Here is a 5800-nt window from a genome sequence, read left to right as displayed (position 1 = left end):
TTTCCTGTTTTTTCATGCCCTCCGTGAGGCGCTCAGTTAGAATACCAGCTTTCCTCCTCTTTGTCAACACCTTTTTCCCTTTTTTCGCGCTTTTTTTCTGTCCAGCAATCCCGGGTTGAAGTACTCCTCTAAATATGTTACCCTTATTCTACTATTATAAATAACGGAACCGGAGGAATTCAGGCATGCCCATCAAGATCCCAGACGCTCTGCCCGCCACTGCGATTCTGGAGAGCGAGAACATCTTTGTTATGACGGAATACCGGGCTCTGCACCAGGATATCCGTCCTTTGAAGGTTTTGATTCTCAATCTAATGCCCACTAAGATCGTGACGGAAACTCAGATCCTGCGCAAGCTGTCCAATACGCCGGTACAGATCCAGGTGGAACTGCTGCGCACGGCCAGCTACCAGTCCCAGCACACCGACGAGGACCACCTGGCCTCCTTTTATACCACCTTTGACCAGGTAAGGGACCGTAACTTCGACGGAATGATCATCACCGGCGCTCCAGTGGAAAATCTGGAGTTCAACCAGGTGGACTACTGGCCGGAGCTGTGCGAAATTATGGCGTGGAGCCGCACCCACGTCCACTCTACCCTCCACATCTGCTGGGGCGCCCAGGCAGGGCTGTACTTTCATCATGGCATCGAGAAGCGCTCCCTGCCCAGGAAGCTCTTCGGTGTGTACGAGCACCGGGTGCTCAAGCCCAGTTCCCCCCTGTTTCGCGGCTTTGACGATGTGTTCTGCGCCCCCCACTCCCGCTATACCGAGGTGTGGGAGAAGGATATTCGCGCCGCACCGGGGCTGGAGCTGCTGGCCACCTCCTCTGAGGCAGGAGTCTACGCTGTCAAGACGGAGGACAGCAGCCAGTTCTTCATCATGGGACACCCCGAGTATGACCCGGACACCCTAGCCAGAGAGTACCGCCGGGATATTGACAAGGGGCTGGACATCGCCGTGCCCGCCCACTACTTTCCCGAGGATGATCCCGCCCGCGTCCCTGTGGTCCGCTGGCGCAGCGCGGGCCAATTGCTCTATACCAACTGGTTGAATTATTATCTGTACCAAACGACTCCATACGACTTGTCAAAGGTACGCTGAACGGCACGCCGGGAAGGAGCTTCCGCTTCTCCCCGGCGTGCTTTGTTAAGATTTCATTCGGATTTTTGCCCGGATTTGACTAATAACCCCCATTTTGCTATACTGATATGGAATACACTGGATAAAGGGGGCTTCCGCTTTGCTTCGTTTTGAACATGTTTCCCTCTCCTACGGGAGTCAGAAAATTATCGACGACATCTCCTTTGAAATCCAAGAGGGGCAGATGGCGGTCCTGATCGGCTCGTCCGGCTGCGGCAAGACCACCACGCTGAAGATGATCAACCGCCTGATCGAACCCACCAGCGGCAAGATCTATATAAACGGCAAGGATATCGCCGCCCAGGACAGGGTGGAGCTGCGCCGCCACATCGGCTATGTCATCCAGCAGATTGGCCTGTTTCCCAACATGACCGTGGCCCAGAACATCTGCGTGGTGCCCAATCTGCTGAAATACAGCAAGGAGGCGTGCGACAAGATCGTCCATGAGCTGCTGGAGCTGGTCAACCTGCCCTATGAGCAGTACGCCCACAAGTACCCCTCCGAGATGTCCGGCGGGCAGCAGCAGCGCATCGGTATTCTCCGTGCCCTGGCGGCCTCGCCCCCCATCGTGCTGATGGACGAGCCCTTCTCCGCCCTGGACCCCATGACCCGGCGCACCCTCCAGCAGGAGGTGCGCTCCCTCCAGCAGAAGCTGAACAAGACCTTTGTGTTTGTCACCCACGATATGGAGGAGGCGCTGGACCTGGCCGATGTGATCATTTTCATGGATCACGGCAGGATCGTCCAGATGGCCCCGCCGGAGGAGATGCTGGCCCACCCCGCCAGCGGCCTCATTCAGGATTTCCTGGGCAAGTTTATCAACACGCCCTCTCATAAGGCGCTGACCGCCGCCGACTTCATGCGCACCGGCGTCTACACCGTCTCCCTCCACCGCGGCACCAACGAGTGTGTGCGCAAGATGCAGCGCTACAACGTGGACACCCTGATCGTGGTGGACGACGCAGGCCGCTACGCGGGCACGGTTTCCATCGCGGACATCCGCCTCAACGGCCACGTGGTTACCGACATCGCTCCCCTGGTGCGCACCGCCACCCCCACCGTCCACTCCGGCGACGACGCCAAGGGCTGCTTTGAGCAGCTCATCTCCAGCGGCGCCAGCTATCTGGTGGTGCTGGGCGAGGCGGAACAGGTGGAGGGCATCATCACCAAGACCAGCATGGCCTCCGCCATGGCGGAACAGCTCTGGGGGTGACGGTATGGGTGAGTTTCTGGCGCGCAACGCCGAGGCCCTGGTCCGAAGCATTGGCGTGCATCTGTTCTACACCCTAGTCTCGGTGGCCATCGGCTTTGTCCTGGGCCTGGGGCTGGGTATCCTCCTCTCCCGCTTTCCCAGGCAGGCCCGGTTCATCCTGCCCCTGCTCTCCCTGTTCAACACCATCCCCGGCGTGGTCTTTATCGGCCTGCTGTTCCTGGTGCTCCACATCCAGCCCGCCACCGTCCTCATCGCCCTGTCCATCTACGCCATGTTCCCGGTGCTGAAAAACACCTTCACTGGGCTGCTGGGGTTGGACGCGCAGTATAAGGAGGCGGCACAGGGCTGCGGCATGAGTCCCGCCCAGCAGCTCCTCCGGGTGGAGCTGCCCCTGGCCATGCCCACCATCATCGGCGGGCTGCGCATGTCCATGGTCTACACCGTGAGCTGGGCCGTGCTGGCCGCCATGATCGGCCTGGGCGGCCTGGGCACCTTCATCTACCAGGGCGTGCAGTCCAGCAACAACGCCCTGATCCTGCTGGGCGCCGTCCCGGCCGCCCTGCTGGCCTTCCTCCTGGGCGGGCTCATCGACCTGCTCCAGAAGCATGTGGTGCCCAAGGGACTGCGGAAGGGGGGCGGTGACGCATGACCCTCTCCATGGTGGTGGAACACCTGTCCATGGTGGTGTTCGCCATTGTCATCGCCATTCTCATCGGGGTGCCCCTGGGCCTGCTGTGCTATCTCAGCCGCGCGGCCCGGGGCGTGGTCCTGCGGGTGGTGGATCTCATTCAGACCACCCCCGCCCTGGCCCTGCTGGGCATCATCATGGTCACCCCCCTGGGGGCGGGCAAGCCAACAGTGATCCTGGGGCTGGCCCTCTACTCCCTCCTGCCCATCGTGCGCAACGTCACCCTGGGGCTGAGCCAGGTGTCCCCCGCTGTCAAGGAGGCGGCCCAGGGAATGGGCATGACCCGCGTCTACAGCCTCTTCCACGTGGAACTACCCCTGGCCATGCCCATGCTGTTCACCGGCCTGCGCATCGCCGTGGTCAACGCCATCGGCACGGCGGTATTCGCCTCCTCGGTGGGCGGCGGCGGCCTGGGCAACCTCATCAATACCGGCATCCGCCGCAACGACGTGGCCATGATTCTCTCCGGCACCGCGGCGCTGATGGCCATGGCCCTGCTTCTGGACAACCTGATGGCCTTCTGCGAGCGCCGCATGGGCCGGCGGGACAGCAGCCGCCGCCCCGGCCGGCACGCCGTTCTCCGCCGGCGGCTCACGGCAGGCGCGGCGGCCGTCCTGGTGGCCGTCCTGTGCCTGCCCTCCCTGCTGCCCAAGGACACCTCCAGCACCCTTGTCCTCTACGACGGGGAGTTCTCCGAGGTTCAGTTGGTCAACCGCATGGTGCAGCAGCTTGTGGAGGACCGCACGGGGCTGGAGGTCAGCATACTCGACCCCATGACCTCGATCAACAACTTCAAGGAGCTCACCGCGCGGGAGCCGAGCTGTGACCTGATGTATACCTGGGACGGCACCATCCTGACCACCTTCCTGGGGCTGGACACCAGTGACATTCCCGCGGGGCAGAGCCTCTACGACTTCGTCAACGGCCGCATCGGGGAGCAGTACGGCGCCCGTATGCTGGGCAAGATCGGCGTGGACAACACCTACTCCATCGGCGTCACCCAGGCGGTGATGGATACCTACCACCCCGCGGCCATCAGCGATCTGGCCCCCATCGCCGGGGAGCTGCGCTTCGGCGCGGAGCAGGACTTTTACACCGATGCCGGCAGCATGAAGTACGGCCCCTTCGTGGCGTTCTACGGCCTCCAGTTCCAGGAGGCCATTCAGGTGGACATCATGCTGAAGTACACCGCCATCAAGTCGGGCAGCTACGATGTCATGGTGGTGTACGCCACCGACGGTCTGAACAAGGACGCCAATCTGACCATTTTGGAGGACGACAAATCCTTCTTCCCCGAGTACAATGGGGTGCTCACCGTCCGGGATGGTCTCTTCGAGGACTTCGCCGACCGGGCGCCGGAGCTGGAGCAGACCCTGGAGCTGCTCACCGGCCAATTCACCAACGAGGTCATGAGTGAGCTGACCTACCGGGTGGACGTGCTGGGAGAGGACGTGGACCTGGTGGCCGCAGACTACCTGCACACCCTCGGCCTGCTATAGTGCAAAGCGGGGCCGCCTGGAACGGGCGGTGCCGCTTTTGCTTGTCCTTTTTCCTCCGGCGGGATATAATAGGTAGGAAACGACCCGGAGGAAAGGAGTCCCCACCATGAAGATCTGCTATGAAACCGTGCGGAATTCAGAGGAGATCCGCACCTATATCACCCAAGCCGACCAGTCCCTGCTGGCCCGGGGCTTTACCGAGCACAGCTTTGCCCACGTCACCCGCTGCGCCGAGTTTGCCGCCCGCATCCTGGCCCAGCTCGGATATGGAGAGCACGACCAGGAGCTGGCCCGCATCGCCGGCTTTATGCACGACATCGGCAACGTGGTCAACCGCCACGACCACGCCCAGACCGGCGCCGTCATGGCCTTCCGCATCTTGGACAAGATGGGCATGGAGCCCGCCGACGTGGCCGCCGTCATCACCGCCATCGGCCACCACGACGATCCCACCGCCTTCCCCGTCAATCCGGTTGCCGCGGCGTTGATCCTGGCAGACAAGACCGATGTGCGCCGCAGCCGGGTGCGCAACAAGGAGCATCAGAGCTTCGACATCCATGACCGGGTCAACTATGCCGCCGAGCGTTCCGAGCTGACACTGGACCCGGAGCGGCGCACCCTCACCCTCTCCCTGGGCATCAACACCGAATTCTGCGCCGTGATGGACTACTTCGAGATCTTTCTGGAGCGGATGCTCCTCTGCCGCCGTGCGGCGGAATTCCTGGAGCTGACCTTCAAGCTGGATATCAACGGCCTGAGCCTGCTGTAAACGCACAGCCGGGGCCGACGCTCCTCCTGTGCAGCAAAAACTCCAGAGACAGCACAACCCCCCGGCCATCCATCGTGACCGGGGGGCTACCGTTCGATCTGGGGTTCTACCACTACACATTACCTCGCACTTTCTACAGATTTTACCACGCGGTGGAGCAACAGAACGGGAAATTCCTTTGTTTCACTGTCTCCTGCAACAAATCGGCACTTGGTTTCCGTCTTCGGCGAACTTCACCTCGGAGGTCTTCCCTTTGTGCATCTCACTTCATTGAGTCCGTTGGGAACGAGTGCAAGCTTGGAACTTCAGGTATTTGGTCTTCCCATACGCTGTGGCCGGAAAAGAATGAGCTTTCTCAGCCCATGGGGCTCACCTCTTTCTTTTTCTGTCTAGATCATACTACCGTCCATCCCTTTTGTCAAGTGTTTTTGTTTGAATTGCCTCAATTTTTTGCAAGCCGGACGGGGGGGGGGGGGGGGGGGGGGGGGG

Annotated in this window: 5 protein-coding genes; all 5 read left to right on the top strand. The window is 61.2% G+C overall.

Going from position 1 to position 5800, the window contains the following annotated elements:
- Positions 1-185: 185 nt before the first annotated feature.
- The 5 genes from metA to ACESY8_RS18730 all read left to right on the top strand — a co-directional run bounded on the left by metA (position 186) and on the right by ACESY8_RS18730 (position 5311).
- Positions 186-1103 (top strand): homoserine O-acetyltransferase MetA, encoded by a 918-nt coding sequence (gene metA / locus ACESY8_RS18750; RefSeq protein WP_007490470.1) that lies wholly within the window; start codon positions 186-188, stop codon positions 1101-1103.
- A 139-nt stretch (positions 1104-1242) separates the two neighbouring features.
- A complete protein-coding gene (locus ACESY8_RS18745; protein WP_021630173.1) occupies positions 1243-2355 on the top strand; it encodes a betaine/proline/choline family ABC transporter ATP-binding protein in 1113 nt (370 codons plus the stop codon).
- A gap of 4 nt (positions 2356-2359) precedes the next feature.
- Positions 2360-3004, top strand: coding sequence for an ABC transporter permease (locus tag ACESY8_RS18740; RefSeq protein WP_054339311.1), 645 nt, complete (start codon positions 2360-2362; stop codon positions 3002-3004).
- Positions 3001-4542, top strand: coding sequence for a glycine betaine ABC transporter substrate-binding protein (locus tag ACESY8_RS18735; RefSeq protein WP_054339310.1), 1542 nt, complete (start codon positions 3001-3003; stop codon positions 4540-4542). The genes ACESY8_RS18740 and ACESY8_RS18735 overlap by 4 nt, the downstream gene beginning before the upstream one ends.
- A gap of 106 nt (positions 4543-4648) precedes the next feature.
- A complete protein-coding gene (locus ACESY8_RS18730) occupies positions 4649-5311 on the top strand; it encodes an HD domain-containing protein (protein WP_007493271.1) in 663 nt (220 codons plus the stop codon).
- The last annotated feature ends 489 nt before the right edge of the window (positions 5312-5800 follow it).

Origin of the sequence: Clostridium sp. ATCC BAA-442 (genome assembly GCF_964239415.1) — a bacterium.
GTDB classification, from domain to species: Bacteria; Bacillota; Clostridia; order Oscillospirales; family Oscillospiraceae; genus Flavonifractor; species Flavonifractor plautii.
This window is presented reverse-complemented; position numbering and strand designations above follow the sequence as displayed.

What these genes read in the sequence shown, in the direction of transcription:
- metA (WP_007490470.1), top strand. Translation starts at nt 186, where the DNA reads ATGCCCATCAAGATCCCAGACGCTCTGCCCGCCACTGCGATTCTGGAG.
- ACESY8_RS18740 (WP_054339311.1), top strand. Translation starts at nt 2,360, where the DNA reads ATGGGTGAGTTTCTGGCGCGCAACGCCGAGGCCCTGGTCCGAAGCATT.
- ACESY8_RS18735 (WP_054339310.1), top strand. Translation starts at nt 3,001, where the DNA reads ATGACCCTCTCCATGGTGGTGGAACACCTGTCCATGGTGGTGTTCGCC.
- ACESY8_RS18730 (WP_007493271.1), top strand. Translation starts at nt 4,649, where the DNA reads ATGAAGATCTGCTATGAAACCGTGCGGAATTCAGAGGAGATCCGCACC.